22 protein-coding genes and 1 other RNA gene are annotated in these 22,648 nt (G+C 44.9%); 2 read left to right on the forward strand and 21 right to left on the reverse strand.

The window, feature by feature from the left end; genetic code table 11:
- Positions 1-10: 10 nt before the first annotated feature.
- Positions 11-961: an ROK family protein gene (locus ACS5WU_RS10835; protein WP_046442919.1), complete on the reverse strand. Its 951-nt coding sequence runs from the start codon at positions 959-961 to the stop codon at positions 11-13.
- Positions 962-1,169: 208 nt separating this feature from the next.
- Here ACS5WU_RS10835 and ACS5WU_RS10840 point away from each other — a divergent pair, with 208 nt between their 5' ends.
- Positions 1,170-2,063 (forward strand): glycyl-radical enzyme activating protein, encoded by an 894-nt coding sequence (locus ACS5WU_RS10840; RefSeq protein WP_046442920.1) that lies wholly within the window; start codon positions 1,170-1,172, stop codon positions 2,061-2,063.
- A 55-nt stretch (positions 2,064-2,118) separates the two neighbouring features.
- Here ACS5WU_RS10840 and ACS5WU_RS10845 read toward each other — a convergent pair whose 3' ends face one another.
- The 6 genes from ACS5WU_RS10845 to ACS5WU_RS10870 all read right to left on the reverse strand — a co-directional run bounded on the left by ACS5WU_RS10845 (position 2,119) and on the right by ACS5WU_RS10870 (position 8,667).
- Positions 2,119-2,913 carry a DeoR/GlpR family DNA-binding transcription regulator gene (locus ACS5WU_RS10845; protein ID WP_059109597.1) on the reverse strand — a complete coding sequence of 265 codons (795 nt, stop codon included), beginning with the start codon at positions 2,911-2,913 and terminating at the stop codon, positions 2,119-2,121.
- A gap of 92 nt (positions 2,914-3,005) precedes the next feature.
- Positions 3,006-3,974 (reverse strand): ABC transporter permease, encoded by a 969-nt coding sequence (locus ACS5WU_RS10850; RefSeq protein WP_046442921.1) that lies wholly within the window; start codon positions 3,972-3,974, stop codon positions 3,006-3,008.
- A 12-nt stretch (positions 3,975-3,986) separates the two neighbouring features.
- Entirely contained in the window at positions 3,987-4,970 is a 984-nt protein-coding gene (locus ACS5WU_RS10855; RefSeq protein ID WP_059109596.1) for an ABC transporter permease, read from the reverse strand.
- Between the two features lie 20 nt (positions 4,971-4,990).
- Positions 4,991-6,469 (reverse strand): sugar ABC transporter ATP-binding protein, encoded by a 1,479-nt coding sequence (locus ACS5WU_RS10860; protein ID WP_046442951.1) that lies wholly within the window; start codon positions 6,467-6,469, stop codon positions 4,991-4,993.
- A gap of 89 nt (positions 6,470-6,558) precedes the next feature.
- The gene (locus ACS5WU_RS10865; RefSeq protein ID WP_302762062.1) at positions 6,559-7,611 is read right to left on the reverse strand and encodes a sugar ABC transporter substrate-binding protein; all 1,053 of its coding nucleotides are present in this window, start codon (positions 7,609-7,611) and stop codon (positions 6,559-6,561) included.
- A gap of 249 nt (positions 7,612-7,860) precedes the next feature.
- Positions 7,861-8,667: an AraC family transcriptional regulator gene (locus ACS5WU_RS10870; RefSeq protein ID WP_302762064.1), complete on the reverse strand. Its 807-nt coding sequence runs from the start codon at positions 8,665-8,667 to the stop codon at positions 7,861-7,863.
- A gap of 190 nt (positions 8,668-8,857) precedes the next feature.
- On the opposite strand from ACS5WU_RS10870, the gene ACS5WU_RS10875 reads away from it, so the two are divergent.
- Positions 8,858-9,133 (forward strand): epoxyqueuosine reductase QueH, encoded by a 276-nt coding sequence (locus ACS5WU_RS10875; RefSeq protein ID WP_320606990.1) that lies wholly within the window; start codon positions 8,858-8,860, stop codon positions 9,131-9,133.
- 575 nt (positions 9,134-9,708) lie between these two features.
- Here ACS5WU_RS10875 and ACS5WU_RS10880 read toward each other — a convergent pair.
- From ACS5WU_RS10880 to ACS5WU_RS10945, 14 genes are all read right to left on the reverse strand, one after another.
- Positions 9,709-9,894 carry a hypothetical protein gene (locus ACS5WU_RS10880; protein WP_465089157.1) on the reverse strand — a complete coding sequence of 62 codons (186 nt, stop codon included), beginning with the start codon at positions 9,892-9,894 and terminating at the stop codon, positions 9,709-9,711.
- Between the two features lie 345 nt (positions 9,895-10,239).
- Complete coding sequence (locus tag ACS5WU_RS10885; RefSeq protein ID WP_046442925.1) at positions 10,240-10,773, reverse strand: IbrB-like domain-containing protein; 534 nt, start codon at positions 10,771-10,773, stop codon at positions 10,240-10,242.
- Positions 10,754-12,085, reverse strand: a complete 1,332-nt coding sequence (locus ACS5WU_RS10890) for a phosphoadenosine phosphosulfate reductase (RefSeq protein WP_302762173.1) — start codon at positions 12,083-12,085, stop codon at positions 10,754-10,756. The genes ACS5WU_RS10885 and ACS5WU_RS10890 overlap by 20 nt, the downstream gene beginning before the upstream one ends.
- Before the next feature lie 176 nt (positions 12,086-12,261).
- Positions 12,262-12,645, reverse strand: a transfer-messenger RNA (tmRNA) gene (gene ssrA / locus ACS5WU_RS10895).
- 24 nt (positions 12,646-12,669) lie between these two features.
- Complete coding sequence (gene smpB, locus ACS5WU_RS10900; RefSeq protein WP_046442927.1) at positions 12,670-13,116, reverse strand: SsrA-binding protein SmpB; 447 nt, start codon at positions 13,114-13,116, stop codon at positions 12,670-12,672.
- A gap of 45 nt (positions 13,117-13,161) precedes the next feature.
- Positions 13,162-15,243, reverse strand: a complete 2,082-nt coding sequence (rnr, locus tag ACS5WU_RS10905) for a ribonuclease R (RefSeq protein WP_320606991.1) — start codon at positions 15,241-15,243, stop codon at positions 13,162-13,164.
- A 94-nt stretch (positions 15,244-15,337) separates the two neighbouring features.
- Positions 15,338-15,589, reverse strand: a complete 252-nt coding sequence (gene secG / locus ACS5WU_RS10910) for a preprotein translocase subunit SecG (protein ID WP_046442928.1) — start codon at positions 15,587-15,589, stop codon at positions 15,338-15,340.
- Between the two features lie 152 nt (positions 15,590-15,741).
- A complete protein-coding gene (dusB, locus tag ACS5WU_RS10915) occupies positions 15,742-16,734 on the reverse strand; it encodes a tRNA dihydrouridine synthase DusB (RefSeq protein ID WP_320606992.1) in 993 nt (330 codons plus the stop codon).
- A 40-nt stretch (positions 16,735-16,774) separates the two neighbouring features.
- Complete coding sequence (locus ACS5WU_RS10920; RefSeq protein WP_046442929.1) at positions 16,775-17,419, reverse strand: hypothetical protein; 645 nt, start codon at positions 17,417-17,419, stop codon at positions 16,775-16,777.
- A gap of 338 nt (positions 17,420-17,757) precedes the next feature.
- The gene (locus ACS5WU_RS10925; protein ID WP_465089158.1) at positions 17,758-18,204 is read right to left on the reverse strand and encodes a VOC family protein; all 447 of its coding nucleotides are present in this window, start codon (positions 18,202-18,204) and stop codon (positions 17,758-17,760) included.
- 24 nt (positions 18,205-18,228) lie between these two features.
- A complete protein-coding gene (locus tag ACS5WU_RS10930; protein ID WP_046442931.1) occupies positions 18,229-19,059 on the reverse strand; it encodes a sugar phosphate isomerase/epimerase family protein in 831 nt (276 codons plus the stop codon).
- Between the two features lie 31 nt (positions 19,060-19,090).
- Positions 19,091-21,088 carry an oxidoreductase gene (locus ACS5WU_RS10935; RefSeq protein ID WP_046442932.1) on the reverse strand — a complete coding sequence of 666 codons (1,998 nt, stop codon included), beginning with the start codon at positions 21,086-21,088 and terminating at the stop codon, positions 19,091-19,093.
- Positions 21,089-21,104: 16 nt separating this feature from the next.
- A complete protein-coding gene (locus ACS5WU_RS10940; protein ID WP_046442933.1) occupies positions 21,105-22,127 on the reverse strand; it encodes a Gfo/Idh/MocA family protein in 1,023 nt (340 codons plus the stop codon).
- 36 nt (positions 22,128-22,163) lie between these two features.
- On the reverse strand, positions 22,164-22,610 hold the full coding sequence (locus ACS5WU_RS10945; RefSeq protein ID WP_052740350.1) for a VOC family protein: 447 nt from the start codon (positions 22,608-22,610) through the stop codon (positions 22,164-22,166).
- Positions 22,611-22,648: the final 38 nt, after the last annotated feature.

Here is a 22,648-nt window from a genome sequence, read left to right on the forward strand (position 1 = left end):
CTTGCAAAATCTAATAAAGCAATTCATGGGCGCCTATGATCCCCATATCATCGCCAAGCTCCGCTTCCTTGAAAATAACTTTTTCACCCGTTTTTTTATATCCTTCAAACTGTCTGTATATCTCGTTCCAAAAGCGGCCGCCTAGCTTCAGCAAACCACCTCCCAGAACAAAACAGTCAATATTTAAAAACACATATATGTTAAAAAACCATAAAGCGAAATAGTGCTGCATCTGTTTGATTGCTTTCCCCGCAAGCGCATCGCCATGCTCCCATGCCCGCACGATTTCCAGAGTTGAAATCTCTTCCGGACATTCCACCATGTCGCTGATTGTGGTTTTCTTGCCTTCCTCAACCCATTTACATAGATGTTTTGCTATCATTTGCCCGCTGCACCAACTCATGAAGCACCCATCATTCCCGCACGGGCAATAAACCTCCCTTTTCTGATCCGGCGTAATCAGCATGTGCCCGCTTTCTCCCGCAAATCCATTGCTTCCTTTAAACAGCTTACCATCAATGACGACCGCAGAAGATATCCCTGAGCTGACGGCACAATAAATCATATGGTCGTGCCCTTTGCCCGCTCCATAACGGTTTTCTCCCAATGCCGCCGCATGTGCGTCGTTATCTATCTCGATTGCAGCGCCAGGGAAAATTTTTTTCAGGTAATCCCCAGCCCCAAAACCTGCTAATTTTGGAATATTGGAATTTACAACGATATATCCATCCGGATAACGTATAGAACCGGGAATTCCAACCCCAATCCCTTCAATATCATTTAATAAACCATTACTTTTATTAGCCATTTTTTCAACGTCACGTTTCACATATTGGAAAAAATCCTCGGCCGCCAAATTCTGCGGAGTCTGCGACCTCATTTTACCGATCAGTTTCCTGTTCCGGTCAAATAAACCATATGCGATTTTTGTTCCGCCAATATCAATTCCTACTGAAAGCATCTTTACCGCCCCTTATTTTTAAAGAAAGTATTTATAGTTTCATTCGTAATTATTATATCATATAGATATCAATTATCAAGATAAATTTCCTATAAATATCAAATATTTTTTATTTGCAATAAAATATATTTTCATTCGTAATTGAAAATACTTTTTTATCTTGTTATAATGTTTTCGTAAGTGAATATTTTAAAGGAGTATGGCATAAATGGAAGCGCTTATCTTCAATATCCAGAAATTCAGTTTAAACGATGGTCCGGGGATCAGGACGGTTGTGTTTCTGAAAGGCTGCCCTCTTCGTTGCGCATGGTGTTCCAACCCGGAAAGCCAGTCCTGCGGGAAGCAAATCCTCTGGGATTTCTCAAAATGCGCCAGGTGCGGCAGCTGCGTACGCATGTGCTCCAATCAGGCTATTTCATTCGCTGATCAAAGCCTTCGCTTTGACCGCCTGAAATGCACCGGCTGCGAAACCTGCGTATCTGCCTGTCCCACAGGTGCGCTGGAATCAGACAGCCGTTTAATGACGGTTCAGGAAGTCCTCGAGATATGTCGTCAGGATACTCCTTTCTATGAGGAAAGCGGGGGAGGAATCACTCTCTCGGGCGGTGAAGCGCTTTGTCAGCCTGAGTTTTCGGACCTCTTACTCAGTGCGGCAAAGAGAGAGAATATCGGAACTGCAATCGAAACCTCGTGCTATGCCCCTTATAAAACGTTTGATAAAGTGACAAAACATGCCGATTATCTGCTTACAGATATGAAACACTGGGACAGCGGACAGCATAAAGAAAAAACAGGCGTTTCGAATGAGGTTATTCTCTCAAATATAGGGCGTGCCGTCAAAAGTGGAAAAAATGTATTGCTGCGTATTCCCGTGATTCCCGGTTTTAACAACTCGCTCAGTGATGCAGATGCCTTTTGCAGCGTTATAAAAGAACTCGGTCTGGCACGTGTCCAACTCCTGCCTTTTCATCAATTTGGTGAAAAAAAATATTCTATGCTGGGATTGGCATATGATTACGAAAAAGCAGACGCGCTTCATGAAACCGATCTGTTGGCCTTCCAACAGCGCTTTTTCGAAAATGACGTGGAAGCGTTTTTCTGATCATCCCACAAATAAAATGCCGGTAGAGGAGGGTATCCTTACCGGCTTTTTGTTTTCATGTTTTTTTCATTGTAGTATCCGGCTCCAAATCATTTGGCATCCCTTTTACTTTGACAATCTGCACTTCACTCTCACGCAGCAAATTTTCCGTCTGCCTGTCGATCCCTTCATCCGTAATAACCGTATCTATGGCCTTCGTAGGCAGTAGCATCACAACCCCTTGCTGCCTGAACTTGCTGGAATCCGTCAAAATGATGACTTTGTTTGCCTGCTTTGCCATATTTTGCACCGCTTCAGCCCGGTCAAGGTTCTTTCCCGTAAATCCGGTATTAGCCGAAAATCCATCAGTTCCAATAAAAAATTTATCGACGCAAAAGCTCTCTACACATTTTCTGACAATCGCGCCAACCATTACCTGCGCTTCATTCTGGTATTCGCCTCCCAAAAGGATCACCTTAGCCGACGGCTTTTCCCGAATGAAATCCGCAATAAACGCGGAATTTGTAATTATTGTGACGTTTTGTTTTTCATTGACCAGACGTTCGGCCAGTACGGCGCAGCAGGAACCGGATTCTATCATCACCGTTTCTCCGTTGGAAACAGTTTTTGCCGCTTCTCTTCCGATGCGTTGTTTGATTTCATAATTGACCGCGAGCCTGTTATTGATGTCGTCCTTTGAAATCGCCAGTGCAAACCCGTGCTCCCGCCGGATCAGCTTCCTTGATTCGAGACTGTCCAGCGTTTTACGCACCGTCACCGAGGATACCCCGAGCATTTCCGCCAGTTTAGAGACTTCTACGCTTTCCTGCTTTGTGACAATATTTAAAATATCCAATTCACGCTTCTTCATAATATACTAGCCAATCATTTTTTATTTCATTTTAGCACGATTATTCTTTCTTTTCAATCGTATTTTTCTTTCAAAAGAAGCATACTCCATAATCAAACGGTTTCCCTTGCGCGTTTGAGCGTATAGCAATCCAGCCAGATAATCGCCACGATAACGATTCCCTGTATGGCCTGCTGGACATATGGATCGATTCCCATCAGGTTCATACAGTTGGACAGTATAACCAGAACAAACATACCCAATGCAGACTGCCATACGCCGCCTACCCCACCGGCAAACGAAGTGCCGCCTACAACAACGCCGCAATTAACGAGCATAGCGGTATTATCGCCATAGGTAGAAGCACCCGAATTCATGAGTGAGGACAGCATTACTCCTGCCACGGCAGTTATTACACCGGACAGGACAAAGGCAACCCATTTTGTCCGTATCACATTGATGCCCGAGTACTGGGCCACAGAATAGTCCCCGCCAATCGCATAGCAGTTCCTGCCAAACGCCGTATACCGCAGCAATACGAATACGGCAATAAAGGCCAAAATCATTACAACTACGATATTTGGAACAATCCCCAAGATCTTCCCGTTCGCCAACTGCATAAATTCCTGATTGCCCGGCTGGATCGGTTTTGCATCCGTTAGCTGCTGGCATACTCCTTTCAACAGCATCCCCATACCAAGCGTAATAATAAACGGCTCCGTCCTCTGCTTTACCACAAAAAAGCCGTTGATAAATCCGACTAACGCCCCCGCTCCGACAGCCACCAGAATTGCGATCCACATTGGCAGGACATTCATGAGCAGGATTGCCAAGATACCCGAGACGCACATCGTACCCCCCACAGACAGATCACACGCGCCGCAAATGATTACGATCGTTATTCCAAACGCGATCATTTCGTTCACAGATGCCTGTTTCAGCATATCCATCAAATTGAAAGAAGAGAAAAATTCGGGATGCCCGAACGCCATATAGGCCAATAATATGATGACTACAAGCAGAGCCTTTTGTTTCAAAAGACCGTCTGCTACTTTCTTACCCAAAGTCAATTCCGTATTCATACAATCCCCTCCTCATACCTTCCGGCGGTTGTCAAGCCAGATAGCGATTACAAGTATCGCCCCCTTGACAACAACCTGCATATAGGTTGACACACCCAAAAGGTTCAGGCAATTTGACATGAGGGTGACGAGCAACACGCCCAGAACGGTCTTTAACACGCTTCCGTTCCCACCCAGTAGGGATGAGCCGCCGACTACAACAGCCAGGATCGCGTTTGTTTCATACCCTTCGCCGATAAGCGGTGAAGCTGAGGTCACACGGGAAAATAACACGATTGCGCCTACCGCCGCCATAAGACCTGATAATGTAAATATAATTGTAATACTTCTGTTTACAGGAATACCCGCCAGATTTGCTGCTTTTTTATTTCCTCCCGTCAGATTGATCGCCCGCCCCATATAGGTCTTGGACTGGAAGATATAGAGAACTGCAAGGCAGCCGAGAAAAATGATAAACGATACTGGCAATATTCCAAATCCATCCTGTCCGATCGATTGGAAAAGAGAATAATCCGATCCCAGCGACCTTAACTGCTTTGTCGAGCCACCGGAAATAAGGAGTGCAAGAGCCCCATAAATCGTACTCATCCCAAAAGTAATAAATAGTGCCCGGGCCTGCGTTGTAGCCCCGCCAGAAATCAGTATTTTACTGTTCAGGTAACCCGCGCCCGCTCCAACAAGCAGTCCCACGCACAGCGCCGGGACCTGCCCAAGCACGTCGATCAGGGTTATGGTAACTACAACTGTCAGATTGATAATTCCTGCTACAGACAGGTCGATAAATCCGGCTATAATTGCGAAAGTCATCCCCAGTGACACGAAGGCAAGGGGACCGAACTGCCTTAATATATTTGCGATATTCGCGCTTGAAACAAACCGGGGTTCCGCCACTGCTGTAATCACGACCAGAACGATCAGGACAACAAGCACCAAATTTGTCTGGATAAATTTACCCGCCCGGTTAAGGGCGCGTCCTTTTTCATTGATTGCTTCCATCTTTTGTCATCCTCCCATCATTATGCCAAAGCACTTTTCATGATTACTTCAGCACTGATTCCCTCAGGGTTGAATTCACCGGTAATTTTTCCTTCGCTGACCGTCAGTACCCTGTTGCTCATATTCAATACTTCGGGTAGCTCGGAGGATATCAGAATAATAGCGCTGCCGCTTTCTGCGATTTGTTTCATCAGAAGATAAATCTCGTATTTCGCGCCAACGTCGATCCCCTTCGTAGGCTCGTCCAATATAAGTACCTTAGGCTTCATCTCGAGCCAGCGTGCCAGAATGCACTTCTGTTGGTTCCCGCCGGAAAGACTGACCACCTTGGTCTTTTCAGAGGGTGTCTTTATCTCCAGCGCCTTGATTTGCTCCCTTGCCATTTCCTGTTCTCTGCTTTTATTCACAAAGCTGTTTGGGCTTATGTTTTTCAAGGCGGCCATCGAAATATTCTGTTCCACACTGAATGGCAACACAAGGCCCTCCTCCTTCCTGTCCTCTGGTACAAATGCAATACCGGCCTTAATGGCATCTGCTGGCCTGCGGATATTTACAGGTCTCCCCGCCATCTTGATCGTATGGCCTTTCACCTTATCTGCACCAAAAATAGCACGGACGATCTCGCTCCTCCCGGCACCGACAAGCCCGACAAGGCCCAATATTTCGCCGCATTTGATTTGAAAGGAAATATCATGCAGTTTATGGGAATTAAGATGGTTTACCTCCATAAGCACATTTCCCTGGCTCCTTGGCCTTTCCGGGAACTCCATTTCAATAGAGCGGCCCACCATCTTCGCAATAATATCTTCCCGGGTGTATGCCCCTATCCTGTTTGTCTCTATTACGTTGCCATCACGCATGATCGTAACAGTTTCACACAGCCTGAAAATTTCATCCATTTTATGACTGATATAAATAATTGCAATTCCTTTTTGTTTTAATCCCTCAATGATCTGGTACAGGCCCTCCAACTCTTCATCCGTTAAACTGCTGCTCGGTTCGTCCATGATAATTAGCTTAGAACGAAATGATAACGCTTTTGCGATTTCCACCATTTGCTTTTCCGAGACGCTCAGTTTTTCCACAAGCGTATAGGTGTTTATTTTACATCCAATGCTGTCAAGAAGCTCTTTTGCTTGCCTGTGAACACCCTTCATCCCATTTAGCTCTTTAAATCTTCCAAGAAAAATATTTTCGCCTACACTCATACTGTTAACTAAATTAAGTTCCTGATATATGATGCTCAGGCCCATATTCAGTGATTGAATAGGAGTCGTATGTTCAATCGTATTTCCATCAAATATCACTGTGCCGGAATCCTTCGTATATACGCCGGATAGAATCTTCATCAAAGTAGATTTTCCTGCTCCGTTTTCGCCGATGATCCCGTGGACAATCCCTCTCCCTACTTCAAGGGATACATGATTGAGAGCCTTAACACCTGGAAACGACTTGTTGACATCTTCGATGATTAAAATCGGTTCTTTATCCTTTTCCATGTTTTTCCCTCCATTTGTTTTGAAAAGCAAGACTCGCCTCCGTACAGCTTAACCGGAGCGAGTCTTACCAATCCCTCAATGCCCAAAGCTTACCATTCCGGGACTTCAAAATCCTTAATATTATCTTTTGTAACTACGTCAAAATCAATGTAGTTTACGACTTCGAAATCCTTGCCATCAATTGCGTTGCGCGCTACTTCCATAGCTTTTTGAGCCATTGTTACAAAGTTCTGCATGATTGTTACAGATTGTTCCCCTGACTCAACCTGGTCAAACCCTGCTTTACATCCGTCAACCGCCACGACATATACGTCATTCATCCCCGCGGATTTTAGCGCTTCGATAACGCCCGTCGCTCCATTATCCCAGTGGCAAAAAACACCCTGTATTTCATCCCCGTACTTCACAATGAAATCTTCCATGATTGCCATGGCTTCAGCTGTCGCCCATTGCGTTACACCTTTGCTGTCCAGTACTTCAATATTATCGTTCTTATACTTGTCAAAACCACTGTGGCGTTTGATCTGTGCGTCGTGACCGGTCTGCCCCATTACCTCGACAATTTTGGCTCCATCCGGAAACTTTTTATTGAATGCCTCTGCCGCGAATTTCCCAGCATCGTCATCGTTCGCTCCTACAAAGAAATCACGCACGGAAGCGTTTTCTTCAGCTAAATCAGAAGAATATAAACCAATTTTCACACCAGCATCCTTCGCACTCTGCAATGCGGGAACAATTGCATTGATATCGCACGGATTTACAAAGATTACTTTTGCCCCTGCCGTAACAGCATTGCCAATCGCCGTGGATTGTTTCTGGGCGTCTCCTTCATCTGACATAATTTTTACCTGAAAACCATATTCGCTTCCATATTTTTCAAATTGTTTTGCGGAGTACCCTTGGGATTCGTTTGTCGTATCGGCAATAAAGACTAACAGATCTTCATTTCCAGATGCCGCGTTGCCGGCTGCACTTGCGGACGTTTCCGCAGATTCCGTTGCAATGGCTTCCGTTGCCGCAGCACTTTTTTCTGCAGGCTGATCCTGACTTGCTACAGTGCCAGAACCGCCTCCACTACACCCTACCAGACAAAGCGAGACAACCAATAAGACAGAAATCAATACTGCAATACTTTTTTTCATTTTATTCCTCCTAAAATAATTATATTTATAAAGACAACAGCTATTTTATCTGCGCCTTTAAACTGTATTTACTTTTGTGAATTATAGAATGAAGACTTGAGAAATAGATTTTTATTTTCGCAAGTGTTTATATTTATGTATGAAATTATATTATAGTTTTTATGTAAATAAAATGCCTATTATTGAACAAAAAGTATATTTTATTGAACCTATCATATGAAACACGGCTCAGATTTTTAAATTTGATTTTTATTCGAATTTTTTCCTGAATGCAGACGGCGTCATACCAACCACTTCTTTAAACTTCTTCGTGAAATATTTTGGGGAAGAAAATCCAACTTTGAAAGCAATCTCTTCAATTCCATAATTTGTTTCTTCCAGATATTGCATGGCTTCATTGATACGCATGCTGCACAAGTAACCCATGATTGTCATATGCACACGCTTTTGAAATAACCTGCACAGATAAGAAGGGCTGACAAAAAGCGTCTTTGCAAGCTCTTCGATATTGATCTTTCCATTGATATTCGTACGTAAATACAAAACTGCCTTGTCAAATGTTGAAATTTTAGTTTCTTTTTCAAACTGCATCTTTATCATCATCAGCAAAGCAGTTCCAAAAAGATAACGTCCAATCATTGCGGAACGGTATTCACATTTGAGTTCATCTCTTAAAGTTTCTAAAATCCACAGGATTCTTAAATTTCTGTCACAAATATGAATGCAGCGGGAAATTTCGAAATGGTTTGTTTGAAACTGAACATAGATCGTCAAAAAATCCTCACTGCTTATATTTCTAATACAGTGCGGCATTCCCCGCGGGATCAGGATACTCTCGTTGGCATGTACCTCTTTTTGTTTTCCGTCTTTGCATTCGCATTCCATTGCTCCATTCAACAGATAGATTATCTGTCCGTATTCAGACGCATGTTCTACTAAGCGTGATTCAAGTGCTTGTTTATCCAACTTTTCACATAAAATCACATCAATTTTTCCCTCATTCAGTGTGTTTTCCATTTTATTTATCATCTCATTGAAAAGTTTCTGGTCTATCATACTGTTTTCCCCACTCATTTTTCTTTCATATGAAACCGTTTTCTGTTTTTTATATAATTATATCGAACTATTTATGCCATGTAAATATCCCACTCGGAAAACAGCAGCCATAAACGATTCCACTTGCCACAGGCCTCGCTTTTCTTGATGCTGGATACTGTATAAAATAACTTGTGAAAGGGGGAATTGTATGAAATTACTGCTTCATGTTTGTTGTGCTCCCTGTTCGACCAAATATATTGAAGCCCTCCGCGAAGAGGGATTGGAGCCAACGCTTTTTTGGTATAATCCCAATATTCATCCCGTTACGGAGTACTGCTCCCGCAGGGGCGCCATGATCGGTTATGCAGAAGAGATTGGCACCGGGCTGCTTTTACAGGATCACTACGGGCTTCAAATATCCCCCCGCTACGCCGGAGGTATTTCATATGCGGGCTACCAGCAATGCCTAAACAGGCACATATAGGGCCTGACATTTGCATATTCGTTACTTGCTATCCATAAATGGGTTGTCCTTAAATGGGCTCCTCAACCGATCTCCCATCTTGTCATCAATATTTCTCCAACTTCTCTTCTTTTTTCTCCATAAAACACCTGTCTTCTATACTTTGGTGCCAATGCTATAGTGATCTGAATTACACATTTCACGATACGGCAAATTCAGATGATACATTATTTTACACTTTCGATATATCACCGGATTTGTGTTATTCAATATGCTATTGCCAATACGATATGATATTTGCAGTTCCATTTTGTATGTGCTAAGCTTTTTTTATCATTCATTTTGAAAACCTCCCTTTGCTTCTTTTTTGCAGTTTGTCAGTCCGCAAATTTATTTTAGCAAACGGAGGTTTTCTCTCTCATAGCTTTAAGCTTTACGGAACCCCACGCTTAGCGTGGGGTTCAATTACAAAAAGCGGTTGGAGAGCATAAAATTCCCCAACCGCTTTCATTATGCCTTCTTACTGGAAACGAGCGGCTTTCTCCCTTTGTGTCCTGCGCCCAGCTCATCCCTTCTTACTTGGCGGACTTTATGTGTTATGCCAATCGTTTGTCCTCTGTATGTATATGTGCGACCAAAAGTCCTGCTGCTTCATTCACCTTGTCAACAGATGAGACATTTACCCCATTTACTGTTAATTCGTTAGTCACTTGTGCCATTTTCTGCTTATATCCATCACGGAATCTTTTGTGCGCTGGGTGATCCGAATATTTGCTTTCCATCTGCAGACGTTCTTCGCCGGAAAAATGCTTACCCACATAATTATTCAGGAACTGAATCGTGGTCTCTATTTGCGTGCGCCCTTTTCCCTAGGAACAAGCGTCCAGCAAATTACTAATCGCCTGAAAAAGCTGCCTGTGTTCACTGTCAATCAAATGGTATTTTACTAGTGTAGTTGAATTGCAGAGAGTTTTTTTGCTGAACATACTCTCAATTATAGCAAGTAAACGGATAAAATTTATACAGGCTGTGCCCGTTTTTTTATACCTATTTTCGTTTTATTGTATCATTTCTCTTTCATATATGTATCTTTGGAATACGGGTTCTGTTTGATTGCCGGTATATATCTATTCTGTTTCCTCCGCCGGTTTCCACGCCCTCCCAAATTCAACATCACGGAACAATGCGGTAAGCCCTGTTATTTGCTTCAAGCGTAAAATCTCATCCTTATCCATTCCCAAATGTTTGGATATCCATGCGTCAGAACGCCCAATCTCGTGCAGCTCCTTGATAATATTGCTCATCAGGTCCACATCATGAGAGCCCCGTGCACGGTTATGCCGGACAGTGCTTGCCATTCGTTTTGATAAAGGTTTATCGATCACGGAAACCGGCAGCATCCCATGTTCCCGCTCATAAATATCCGGATAATTCATCATGACCTGGTACCTGTGGAACCCATCTACGATCACATATCTATCCGCTGTCTTTTCATAATAGCATACGACGGGCATGGTATAACCATCCTCTTTGATACTGTCATATAATAGCTTCATCTCCGGCGGCGCTACTTTATTCGGATTATATGTATTCGGAATCACTTTTTCAATCGGCACTGGAATGACCTGATACGCCGGACTCTTAAAGTCTTGTTTGCTCATCGATAAATCCTCCATATTTTTTCCTGATCATTTCCACTCGTTTTTGCTCCTGCCTGGCCAATCCAAATCCCATAAAGCGGCAGACATGGTCATTTTTCAAAATACAATAACACATCCGTTTCCAGCTTGGCACATCCTTGGTACTTTTGATATCGTCCGTATGGTCTGGAAGTCTCCCTAAAAAAACAATCCGGGACTTTTTATCCAAAGTATAGTTGGAAACTCCATTTCGTTTGATTTTGTATCCGTTCTCCTTTAGTTCCCTTATCGTCTCTTCCGACAGTCCGCCGCCCGTCTTATGCCAAAATTCTATAGATGCGTTAAATTTTTTGATATAGTTATTTCGTAGCCTTTTGGGCAAAGTATCCAGCAAAAAATAAGTATAGCTTTTCCATGTGTGTCCCTCCGGCAGCGTAATATTCCGATATCCCATTGCTTTTGTTTTGCCGTATATAGCGCCAAAATTTGCCCCATGCACCCTTCCTACCAGCTTTGTCCAGATCACAGGATCGATCACCCGGTACAGGTTCAGGCTTTCTTTTGCAGCGTCGCTGAACGGCGAAGCAACCCTCATCTGGTCCGGCTTTAATCCAGCTTTGTAATACATATCATAAAGACCGTTATAATCGTAATCAAACCGGTAATTCGCGATCCAAACGTCGCTCGTCGACCAATCATACAAGGGAGAGGCGCACCACACATCCTTGAATTGTTTGGAGATCCAGCATTCACCTTTATATCCATATTTTTTATTCAAAAATCCACTATACCGCTGTAGTGATTCATCCGCCCGCAGGCCCAATAAGCAGGCCGTTTTCTTATTCCCATGCTGCTCTTTATAAAAACGTCCGAACTGCTTTGCAAGGTCTTCCTGATGCATCCGGTAGCGATAATGATCGAATGGATGGTCTAAATTGATGACATAAGGGTGGTCCGGCATATCGCGCACCCACAGCTTCTTTTTAGTATCATCCCACGGATACCAGTACATTTCATAGCTGCTGAGCGCCGTCCTCGTCGCCATTGGCAGGCATACCCAATATAGATTTTTGGTCTCGGGCCATAAATTTTGGAAGGTTCGTTCAATGTACTGTGTTGTCAGCGTATATTGCGCCTCGAAATCCTGATGGAAAACACCAACAATACGGTCAGGGTAATATTTCCGTTTGAAATCCATCACAAGATTAAGCAGCAGCCCACTGTCTTTCCCTCCGCTGAAAGAAACATAAATATTATCAAATTCTTGGAATATATATTCAAGCCGTTCCTGTAAAGCGTCATACACACTGACAGATTGATATTCCTTTTTCATATTTCCGCTCATCCGATACATTTTTTAATTAAATATTATACTAATATTTTAGAAAAAATATGAAAATTTGAAATCCAGCTATGGAAAACATACTTTTTTTGTTCTGTGTTTCGAAGCCTAAAAAAGCCCATTGTTATAGGCTTTTTTAGAAATCCAGCTATTTTGTCAGTAAGACTTGGTGGAGATGAGGGGAGTCGAACCCCTGTCCGAAAGCCTGCCCGGGCAACTTTCTACAAGCTTATTGGTTTTTGTAAAATTCCCTCTTCAAGACCCCAAACCACAAAATTCAGGAAGAAGTAGCTTCATAAAATCCATGCCGCCTCAAAGCTTTGGCAGCATAGTAGCCTGTTTTAAATTAGCTCCCGATTCTTTCCCAAACAGGAAAGGAAAGGTCAGAAGGCCGCTTATTTAATTAAGCAGCGAGCAGAGCGGGAGAACCCACCTCTGCAGTTTTGTTTGTTTTAGCATTTATATTTAGGTGAATCTTTTTAACGCAGAGTACTCAACTGCGGCTTGCTTATTGCCTTTACAAATGCCCCCGTCGAAACCAGTACATCCCCATATGAAATTTTTAATTGTTTTCCTTAAAATCTTCTCTCCATATCCCGCTTGATTGCCTTTTCCTTGAGATCCTGCCGTTTATCGTACAAATGCTTTCCGCGGCAGACGCCGATCTCAATCTTGACCTTGCCCCGCTTTAAATACATCCGCAGCGGAATCAGCGTGTATCCCTTTTGCGCGGTAAGCCCCAATAACCTTGTGATTTCTTTTTTGTGAAGCAGCAGCTTTCTGACACGCAGCGGATCCCTGTTGAAAATGTTTCCCTTTTCGTAGGGGCTGATGTGTAAATTATTGACAAACGCCTCCGCTCCATGAATATTTACATAAGAATCCCGCAGGTTTACCCTCGCCATACGGCACGATTTTACTTCCGTGCCCACAAGCTCGATTCCTGCTTCGTACTTATCCTCTATGAAATATTCATGCCACGCCTTTTTATTCTGCGCAAGCACCTTCTCTCCTGCCGCCATGCCGCTTCCTCTTATCACATTCTCTATTACTATTATAACCCAAGTTTATGCAAAGGTAAATTCTATTTTCCCCAAAGCCACATCTGCGGATACCACCTTGATGCTGATCTTATCACCAAGCGTAATCCGTTTTTTTGTATGTTCGCCGATCACGCAGTATTCTTTTTCATAGTATTCATAGTAATCATCATCAAGCCGCGCCAATGGAATCATGCCCTCTATCGTGTTTTTAAGCTCCGCAAAAATCCCAAAGCGAGTCACTCCCGATACAACTGCCTCGTATACCTCGCCAACATGCTCCTTCATGTACTCTGCCATTTTCAGGTTCGTTACTGCGCGTTCCGCTTCGATTGCGTTACGTTCGCGGGCGCTGGTGTGCTGCGCTACCTCCGGCAGTATGCTGCACAAATGGCGAATATATCCCTCATTCATCCTGCCCTCTATCGTCGCTTTGATAATACGGTGCACCTGCAAGTCCGGATATCGCCTGATAGGCGATGTAAAATGGCAGTACTGATCTGCCGCGAGCCCAAAATGCGAAACCGGCTCCGTTGCGTACCGCGCTTTCTTAAGCGCCCGCAGCGTCACTGTATTTACAATCGTTTCCTCTGTCGTACCGGCAACCTTCTCCAGCACGTCCTGAATCGCGTGCGGATGAATGTTTTGGAATCCCTTCAGGTGGATACCAAAATTCCCAAGAAAAATCGCAAGCTCCTTCATTCTGTCTGCATCCGGCTGTTCGTGGATACGATATAAAAACGGTATATCCATATAATGATATAACTCTGCAACTGTGATATTCGCCCGGAGCATAAATTCCTCTATCAGCTTTTCCGCATCTCCGCGTTTTCTGACTCGAACATCTACGGGCACGCCGTTATCTCCTAATATGATCTCAGCTTCATCGATATTAAAATCAATGCTCCCCTTCTCAAAGCGTCTTTCACGAAGCGTCTTGGCAATCGAATTCATGCTTCGCAGCATCCCGGCAATATCCGCATACGCTTCATTTTCCTGCGCGTCCCCGGCCAGAAGACGGTTCACGCCATTGTAAGTCAGGCGATGTCTGGAACGAATCACACTATTCTCAATACGCTGGCTGACTATATCTCCACGCGCGTTGACTTCCATCAGGCAGGAAAGCGTAAGCTTATCCTCGCCTGCATTGAGCGAACATAAATCATTGGACAATTCCTTTGGAAGCATTGGCACAACCCTGTCCACCAGATAAACGCTCGTGCCGCGCCGGAGCGCCTCCCTGTCAAGCGGCGTTTCCTCGCGTACATAATGGCTTACGTCCGCAATATGGACGCCCAGTTCATAATTTCCATTATCCAGAAGGCGCAGCGATACCGCGTCGTCAAGATCCTTTGCGTCGTCGCCGTCAATCGTCACAATCATTTCATCGCGCAGGTCCAGCCGGTTCTTCAAATCCTTTTCCCCGCCTGTCAGCTCACGCGCCTGCTGCGCGCAATCCTCAGGAAAATCGGATACCAGTCCAAACCGCCGCGCATATGCAAGGATATCGATGCCCGCGTCTCCCGCCCGTCCAAGTATTTCAGTAATTTTACCTTCCGGGCTTTTTCCATTCTGTGCACGGCGCGTTACGCTGATTACTACCTTTTGGCCGTTTTTGGCCTTCATTGTTTTGCTTTTGGGAACGTAGATATCGTCGATTGCCGAATCGTCGCTCACAACAAATACAGTCCCATTTTTTGCCTGAACAGTCCCAACCGTCTCTACGGGTAGCGGTGAAAGCACCTTGATTACCTTTCCTTCCAAATGCTTCCCCTCTTGCTGGTGCTTCGAAAGTTTTACAAGCACCTCTTCCCCGCTGAACGCACCGCCCTTATGCGAAGGCGCTACAAAGATATCGTCCATGCCCTCCGGCGTTCTCAGGAACGCAAAACCGCCCTGTTTACAGTCAAGAACTCCCTTAAACAACCCCATCGTGCTTGCCAGCGCATATTTCCCGCTTTTTGTCTTTGCGACCTCATTCTCTTTTTCCAGCGCGCCAAGCTCTTCCCGCAGTTCCTCCTCCGGGACTTCCAAATCCTGCGCCATCATCTTTGGATCTGCATAAATCCGGTCGCCGATCATCTGCAATATCCGTTCTTTTTCTATCAAATAAATTCTCCTGTCCTTCCGGTCATACGCATTCCGTATGATCCAGCCATAAAAAAAGCACCCCTGCGTGGGTGCTTTTGATTCTCATTTTTGCTTACATCCAATACTTTTGCATGACCACAAGCAATACAGCCAATATCATGAAACCGATCGCGGCAATTCTTGTAAGCCGCACCAACGTCGCTTCCATCCCACGGGCCTTCTTTTTACCCCACATAGCTTCCGCACCGCCGCCGATCGCACCGGGCACCCCTGTTTTCGCACCAGACTGCAGCAGAACCACCACAATCAGGAAAATAGAGAAAGCTACCAACACTATTTTTATGATAAGAGATAATACCTCCATGACAAACCTCCGATTAAAATACGTAACAGCAGTATAATACCATGAAACAGCTTTAAATGCAACTTATTTTTTATTGCAGTTGATTAAATGGTTACACAACCAATATTTACCAAAACTGCTATAAAGCATACATAATTGCATTTCGCTACGCGCTAAGTTTCATCCATTGGCCGTAATATGCCGGTCAATATTTCCTCGAGCTGCGCATAAGTATCAGCCCGGACTACCTCGGTACGCAAACGCGCCGCATGCTTCATTCCCTTTATATAATGGGAAGCGTGTCCACGCATTTGTTTGATCGCAAGCGTTTCGCCCTTTTGGCCTACAGCCAGACGGGCCTGCCTCAGGCACATCCTTATTTTTTGCTCCTCTGTTGGAATTGTTTTGACGCATCCTGTTTCAAGCAATTCCCTGATCTGCGTGAACAAAAAAGGATTCCCCTGCGCGCCGCGCGCTACCATTACCGCGTCGCACTTTGTTTTTTCAAGCAGCCCCACAGCATCTTGTGCCGTAAAGATATCGCCGTTACCAATCACCTTTGCCTGTACGGCCCGCTTCACTTCAGCGATAATATCCCAGTCTGCCTTTCCACTGTAATACTGTTCGCGCGTTCTTCCATGTACCGCAAGTACATCCGCTCCCGCATCCTCGGCTGTTTTTGCAAAGGCTACAGCGTTTTTATCACGGTTACTGAACCCTGCGCGGAATTTGACACTGACAGGTACATCCGACGCCTTTTTGACAGCAGAAATAATCTCTCCCGCCAAAATCGGTTCCTTCATGAGCGCGCTCCCTTCGCCGTTGTTTACAATCTTTGGCGCAGGGCAACCCATATTGATATCTATCATAAACAACCGTTCGCCCATCGAATCACATATTTTTTTAGCCGTATCTGCAACCGTCTGCGGTTCCCGCCCAAAAAGCTGAACCACCACCCGCTTTTCAAGCTTGCTAAGCGAGAGAAGCTCTTTGGTATGTGCATTTTTGTACATAATTCCTTTCGCGCTGACCATCTCCGTAACGGTCATTTGCGCGCCGCACTCAATACATACCTCACGCATCGCCGCATCCGTTACGCCCGCCATCGGTGCAAGGTAAACTTTTGGTATTTCCATATCGTCCATTCCCGTCAAAAAAACAGGCATACAAAAGAATATCCCTTTGTATGCCCTCTTATTTTCCGCTTTATTCCTGCTGCGCCGTTTCGCCGTCCTCCGGCTCATCCGCAGCCTGTGACGCGCTTGCGGAAGGGCTTGCCACTGCCGAAGGGCTGGTTGTTACAGTCGGCTCCACAGCCTTCACAAACTTAATACCGTCTATTTTCCAGGTATTGTCTTCCTTAACCAGCGTTACCTCATAGGTTCCGTTTTGCCATTCCGGGGGCTTCTGCGTAATTTCCAGGCCCTCCTGCGCCGCCGCTTCATCCTGAACGATCGGCGTTCCGGCAATATCCGTCACCAGGTCATCCACGTTAATCGTTGCGCGATCCTGCCACGGCCACACGATCGTACCGTCTACATCCGTACGCTGGTAATAATTGGTAATTGTAAAATCATCATATGCCGATCCATGCAACAACGAATCGGCGCTCAAATAATACTCTGTGAAAAAGCGGCTCAAAAGCTCTTTGTTCGTCCCGTCCTCGTCATCCATTAAAACCGCCGTAGCTCTCTGCGTAAAGGCATCCTTTGCTACCATACGGATATTCATGGTGTTCATTGCCGCATAAAATGCGACAATAACAAGCGCAATTACAACAATTACAATCGCAATCCGTGACAATACGAACAAAAAACCCTTTGCCGTCTTGATTCCGCCTTCTTTTGTCATATTTCACTTGAAGCGGCTGGAAGTACTCCATACCGCGTTTCCCCCTTTATTTTGCAAGGTCTTGCTGTATCGGGCATAAAACCATCCCTGCGTCTCATCGAAATCTGTAGCTGCACAGTCCTTTGCGTCCGATGAAAACAATACCAGCCTGATTCTGTCGTTCCTTTCCCCGCCATTTGCCTGTCAAACCTCTAATGATGGGGATCATGACTTATACTCCTAATTATTGTATCAGAGCATCGTCCAGCCTTCAAGTACTGTTTGGGCAAATGATCATTTTCCAAATCCAATAGCAAAAAACAGCTGGATTCTTCCAGCCGTTTTTTTAACCACTTGATTCATTTTCCACACTGAACCATTTCACAGAAATTTCCTTCCGGATCCCTGCAGAACAAATAGGAATTTCCACTCTCCCTCCAGAACGGCGGGCTCAAGCATTCCAAGCCCGCGTCTGTAAGCTTTTCGTAGATTTCGTCGATTCCTCTGACCTCAAGGCTGTAATGCAATCCTGTGTCATTGATCATAAAATCTTTTGGGCGCTGTGTATTCGACGACTTGCACGATTCATAGGATAGCAGCTTCATTGCCGGGCTCTGGTCGGCATAACAAAGCTCGGCTATCTTAATCCGGGCGTCTCCAAGGCCAATTCCTTTGCAAAAATCATCATCCTTGCAACCATATTCTCGTTCCACACTGAATCCCAGAACGCCAGTAAAAAAGGCTTTCATTTTTTCCAAATCCTCCACCACGATTCCTATGTGGTTGAGTCCAATTACTTTTCCCATGTTTTTCTCCTTCTCTCCCAGCCTTTATTCTTCAAAGGCACCTTTCATTCTTTTGACGTCCTGCCTGAGCAGGTCAAAAATATCCCCGCCACGTTCACACAACGGTTTTTTGCTGTAGTAATTTTCCAGATAGAGCCATCCGTCGTAGTTGATGTTTTTAAGATATTCGAGCGAACCCGGTACGTTGGCGTTTCCGTCTCCAATCAACTGAGAGCTGATAACACTATCTATCCCGTCCTTTACATGTATCTCAGGATACAAAAGATCATTTTTGTACAGGAAATCGATTACTTCAAGCTGATCGAGCCTCGCCACCCTCCAATAATTCTGCGTATCGTAGGAGATTGAGAAATTTGGTCTGTCCACAAGCTTTGCAAGTTTCAACGTCCATTCCGGTGAGAGCGTGTTTTCCGATGTAACATCCATTCCATGCTTTGCCGCTTCATCGCAGCCATACCGCAGAGCCTCCGCAGTAATTTCTAGTTCTTCTTCCGTCCTGATCTCACCGTCGCCAAAACTGGGATATAATACCATCTGCATTTTCATATAGGAGGCCATGTCTATCGTCCTGTCGATAATATCATAGACAAGTTTTCCCTTTTCCGTATTTTTGGGGTGAAGCATACCTGTGTAATCAAAATCGCTTACATTTACGGAAGGGAATTTTACATTATATTTGTCACCCATCTCCAGATAATAATCCCTGTGCCATTTCCAGTCGAGCATAAAAGGTTCGTCTTCCGGCGTGATATAAATGATCTGTATACCGTTAAGCCCCATATCGCTCGCCAGCTTAATATTTCCGATTCGTTTGCCCGGAAGGGCAAAATCGATAATCCCAAACTTCACGTCCATTGTTGTTCTTCCTTTCTGTTTTATCCTGTTGTCAAAAAGACATTGCGCAGTCGTAAGCATTCTCTACAACCGACAGCAAATTTCCAACTTCTCTGGAGTCGCCAATGTTATACGCATTTACTCCAAGCTTTATGAGTTCGTCAAACAGCGTATGATTTGGTACATATCCTGCAGCAATGACCACCGTATCGGTTGGAATCTCTGTCTGCTTTCCCTTGCTCTCAATACAAACGCCTTCTTTTCCAATAGATACCACCTTTGAATTTTTGTACAAATTCACTTTGTAATACGTCAGGAGATTGCGCAGCATCATTGAATTTGCAGGGTTCAGGAAGGGTGTCTGCAAAATGTCCGGAAGCATTTCTACAACGCTCACCTTCCTTCCATTCAAAGCCAATTCGTAGGCAATTTCACATCCTGTCAACCCGCCCCCTACGATCACTGCACGCTTACCAACCGTATCAAGGCTGCAAAGTGCCTCAATCGCGGTACGCATATCCGCTTCCACATCCATCGGAATCGGTAGTCTGCGTTCCTTGCTTCCCGTGGCTGCAATCACACGGTCATATCCTTTCGCCGCAAGTTCTGCCGCGGATATTGTTGTGTTCAGATGGATCATGATGCCACAGCGCTCCATTTCGTGTTCATACCATGCCAGTAGCTTTCTGTCAAAGGCCTTACATGCAGGCATTGCCGCAGCATTAAAAACACCGCCCAGTTTTGAGTCCTTTTCAAACAGGTCTACCTTATGTCCTCTGAGGCTGCAAATTCTCGCGCTCTCCATACCGCCAATACCACCGCCCACAATAGCAATTCTCCCCGGACGGTCACTTTTACCGAAATCGCGCTCGTTTGCCATTCCCAGCCTTGGGTTGATAGCACAGGTCATGCTTTGTCCAAATACAATCCGAAAGCAGCCGCTTTGGCATGAAATACACGGACGTATTTCTTCCATTCGTCCTTCCTTTACCTTGTTTGGCCAGTCCGGTTCGGCGAGTAGCGTCCTTCCAATACTTGCACAGTCGATTTTCCCCTGCTCTATCGCCTTGGCAATCCTGTACGGATCGTCCATTTTACCGGCACAGAACATGGGAATTCTGACGGCCTGCTTGACAAATGCTACATCCTCAAGATTGCACAAATGCGGCATGTAGACAGGTGGATGGGACCAATACCATGCGTCGTTTGAGCCGTTGTCCGCATCAATCGCATCATATCCCATTTTTTCAAGCAATACGGCGATCTCTCTTGATTCTTCACGGCAACGTCCGTATTCTTCATATCTTTCCCCGGGCAGTGCTCCATCGTTCAGGCCCTTCATTTTGCTTTCCATACTCATTCGCATTATGGTTGGGAATTTCTCACCACAGGAGTCTTTTACAGCTTGCAGCAATTCCTTTGCAAGGCGTAGCCTGTTTTCAAGCGTACCGCCATATTCATCCGTCCTGTGGTTAAATTTTTCAATCGCAAATTGATCCAGGAGATATCCCTCATGCAGTGCGTGTACCTCAATTCCATCAAATCCCGCATCTTTCAAAAGCTTTGCGGAATCCCTGAAACACTGAAGCAAATGGCCAATCCAGTCTTTGGATACACCGGAATGTTTTATTTCCGGCATCCATGCGTTTGGAACCCCGTCAGACGGAGCCACAAGACGGCTACGGTCAATATCCTTTACATTTTCAGGTGTCAGAAACTGACATCTCCCCACTCCAATTGTAAGCTGACCAAATACCTTGGCCCCATACTGGTGGATGTTTTTGCACATTTCCGTAGCAGGTCCAAGAAATACATCCCTGTAATCAGCAAAAGAGTCCCATTCCGGCGTAAGTACATATATGCTTCCTGTAATCAGCAACCCAACTCCCCCCCGCGCTCTTTCTTCCAGTATGTTCCTGGCACGGTAATCAAACTTGCGGTCTGAATCGACGATTGGTCCCGGATCCATTGGGCACTGTACGATACGGTTTTTGATTTCGCATGTTCCAATTTTGATTGGCTGGAACAGCGCTTCAATTCTTTTCTCCATTTTCCGGCTCCATTCTTTACTTCAGATAATGGTTGTACACAGACGTCCCTTCATCAAACGATTTTTTTGCCAGATCTGCAATTTCTACTACACGCCTTGCGTCTGTCGTCCCACACGGAGTTTCTTTGCCTGTCTGTACGGCATCCACAAAGGCAAACACTTCGCTCTCGTATGCGTCGCCAAAACGTTCCCAATACCACGGGCAGCATTCATTTCTCATACCGTATTCGTCTTTCACCGTAACAAATGAATTGATCCCTGTATTTACAGTGATAGAACCCTTTGTCCCCACTACTTCCAGCCAAACGTCATAACCGCAGGTTGCCAGCCTGTTACCTTCAATTTCCGCCATCACACCGTTTTGGAACTGGAGCATAACTGCATCAGCGTCCAGGTCGTTAAAGTCCTTAAATTCTTCAAACGAGTATACCCCGCCAATCGCAAACACCTTTTCCACCTCAGAATTTGCAAACCATCTCGCAAGGTCGAAATCGTGTACGTTCAGGTCAAAGAAAATGCCACCCGATCCCGGTAGAAAACGATCGAAAAATTCCCTGTGTTTGCCGGGATCCCTCGTCACGCTTTTTACCTTAATCACATCCCCAATTTCTCCACGGTCAACTCTTGCCTTTGCATCCATCATCGATTTATCAAACCGTCTCAAAAAAGCCACCTGTATTACTTTGCCTTTATTCGACGCCACAGCTTCGTCTATTTCATCCAGTTCATCAAACGTAAGTCCCGTCGGCTTTTCGCAAAAAATATGCTTTTTCGCAGCGCAGGCCGCCTTGATGCACTCACAGTGCGCAGCAGAGGTGTTCGTAATAAACACGGCATCAATTTCCTCGTCATTCATTACATCATGATAATCGGTTGTGTATTTTCTCGCGCCCAGCCTTTGCGCAGTAGACCTTGCAAGCTCTTCATTCAGATCGCATACCGTCACAAGCTCCGCGTCCGGCACACGCAATGCAACCGTCTCAGCATGACAAATTCCCATACGTCCCACACCAATTGAAGCAATTCTCAGTTTTTCCATGATTTCTTTTCCTCCTGTTGTTTTCATTGTGTCTATTTAGTTATATTGTCTGACTTCGCAATAATTTCCGTCCGGATCCCTTACAAGCATAAATGTGAATCCTTCCGAATGCGAAATTGGCTCCGAAACACTTTTCCCATCATATTGTGAAAGCTTTTGGTAAATTTCTCCAATATCGTCAACTGATACACTGAAATGTTTTACCCCTACGTCATTGAAAGCAAAATCGCTCGGCCTCGCTGTGCTCGGCGCTTTGGGGGTGATATAATACAATAGCTCCATCGCCACCGAGCCGTCCTCGTTTTCCAGCATTACTATGTCCTGGCTCATACCTGGAAGGTTGAGCGTCTTCCTGCTGTCCTCATCATCCGCCCTAAATTTTGCAGCCACCTTAAAGCCAAGCAGGCCGCAGTAAAAATCAATAATTTTTTCTAAGTTTTCAGTTACAAGACCAATGTGGTTATACGTTACAACCTTTCTCATTTTTACACCTCTCATATTTTTTATTTAGTTTCTTTTTA

The sequence above is a fragment of the Christensenella sp. KGMB01412 genome, assembly GCF_055522415.1.

What these genes read in the sequence shown, in the direction of transcription:
- smpB (WP_046442927.1), bottom strand. Translation starts at nt 13,116, where the DNA reads ATGGCGGCAGGAGAGAAGGTGCTTGCGCAGAATAAAAAGGCGTGGCAT.
- ACS5WU_RS10885 (WP_046442925.1), bottom strand. Translation starts at nt 10,773, where the DNA reads ATGAGCAAACAAGACTTTAAGAGTCCGGCGTATCAGGTCATTCCAGTG.
- ACS5WU_RS10860 (WP_046442951.1), bottom strand. Translation starts at nt 6,469, where the DNA reads ATGGAAAAGGATAAAGAACCGATTTTAATCATCGAAGATGTCAACAAG.
- ACS5WU_RS10920 (WP_046442929.1), bottom strand. Translation starts at nt 17,419, where the DNA reads ATGACAAAAGAAGGCGGAATCAAGACGGCAAAGGGTTTTTTGTTCGTA.
- ACS5WU_RS10875 (WP_320606990.1), top strand. Translation starts at nt 8,858, where the DNA reads ATGAAATTACTGCTTCATGTTTGTTGTGCTCCCTGTTCGACCAAATAT.
- ACS5WU_RS10845 (WP_059109597.1), bottom strand. Translation starts at nt 2,913, where the DNA reads ATGAAGAAGCGTGAATTGGATATTTTAAATATTGTCACAAAGCAGGAA.
- ACS5WU_RS10840 (WP_046442920.1), top strand. Translation starts at nt 1,170, where the DNA reads ATGGAAGCGCTTATCTTCAATATCCAGAAATTCAGTTTAAACGATGGT.
- ACS5WU_RS10865 (WP_302762062.1), bottom strand. Translation starts at nt 7,611, where the DNA reads ATGAAAAAAAGTATTGCAGTATTGATTTCTGTCTTATTGGTTGTCTCG.
- dusB (WP_320606992.1), bottom strand. Translation starts at nt 16,734, where the DNA reads ATGCCTGTTTTTTTGACGGGAATGGACGATATGGAAATACCAAAAGTT.
- ACS5WU_RS10940 (WP_046442933.1), bottom strand. Translation starts at nt 22,127, where the DNA reads ATGGAAAAACTGAGAATTGCTTCAATTGGTGTGGGACGTATGGGAATT.
- ACS5WU_RS10855 (WP_059109596.1), bottom strand. Translation starts at nt 4,970, where the DNA reads ATGGAAGCAATCAATGAAAAAGGACGCGCCCTTAACCGGGCGGGTAAA.
- ACS5WU_RS10835 (WP_046442919.1), bottom strand. Translation starts at nt 961, where the DNA reads ATGCTTTCAGTAGGAATTGATATTGGCGGAACAAAAATCGCATATGGT.
- secG (WP_046442928.1), bottom strand. Translation starts at nt 15,589, where the DNA reads ATGGAGGTATTATCTCTTATCATAAAAATAGTGTTGGTAGCTTTCTCT.
- ACS5WU_RS10890 (WP_302762173.1), bottom strand. Translation starts at nt 12,085, where the DNA reads ATGAAAAAGGAATATCAATCTGTCAGTGTGTATGACGCTTTACAGGAA.
- ACS5WU_RS10925 (WP_465089158.1), bottom strand. Translation starts at nt 18,204, where the DNA reads ATGGGAAAAGTAATTGGACTCAACCACATAGGAATCGTGGTGGAGGAT.
- ACS5WU_RS10870 (WP_302762064.1), bottom strand. Translation starts at nt 8,667, where the DNA reads ATGATAGACCAGAAACTTTTCAATGAGATGATAAATAAAATGGAAAAC.
- ACS5WU_RS10880 (WP_465089157.1), bottom strand. Translation starts at nt 9,894, where the DNA reads ATGGAAAGCAAATATTCGGATCACCCAGCGCACAAAAGATTCCGTGAT.
- ACS5WU_RS10935 (WP_046442932.1), bottom strand. Translation starts at nt 21,088, where the DNA reads ATGGAGAAAAGAATTGAAGCGCTGTTCCAGCCAATCAAAATTGGAACA.
- ACS5WU_RS10945 (WP_052740350.1), bottom strand. Translation starts at nt 22,610, where the DNA reads ATGAGAAAGGTTGTAACGTATAACCACATTGGTCTTGTAACTGAAAAC.
- ACS5WU_RS10850 (WP_046442921.1), bottom strand. Translation starts at nt 3,974, where the DNA reads ATGAATACGGAATTGACTTTGGGTAAGAAAGTAGCAGACGGTCTTTTG.
- ACS5WU_RS10930 (WP_046442931.1), bottom strand. Translation starts at nt 19,059, where the DNA reads ATGGACGTGAAGTTTGGGATTATCGATTTTGCCCTTCCGGGCAAACGA.